General features: G+C 71.9%; 1 protein-coding gene. It reads left to right on the top strand.

Annotated elements, in window-relative coordinates; translation table 11 throughout:
• Window positions 1-228, top strand: a 228-nt coding sequence (locus IF37_RS45415) for a hypothetical protein (protein ID WP_037858578.1), incomplete at both ends; no start/stop codon positions are given.

Below are 228 nucleotides of genomic sequence, written 5' to 3'. Positions count from 1 at the left end.
GTGCCGCCGCTCCCGCGGGTGAGGACCGCGGTACTCGCATCCCCCCCGACGGCACCTACATCACCCTCACCGACCCCACGCCCGTCCCCCTCACCCGTATCGGCGAGGAGAACCGGCACGCCGGGGACGACACCACCCACGACACGGTCAGCAACGGCGGAGGCAGCACCGCAGGCGAGAGGAACGGCAACGGTGAAGGCAGTGATGCCGCTGCCCGCGGTGCCGACA

This window comes from Streptomyces sp. NRRL S-31 (assembly GCF_000718775.1).
Classification (GTDB): Bacteria; Actinomycetota; Actinomycetes; order Streptomycetales; family Streptomycetaceae; genus Streptomyces.
Note: the sequence above shows the minus strand (reverse complement) of the source record. Positions and strands in the feature narration are given on the sequence as shown.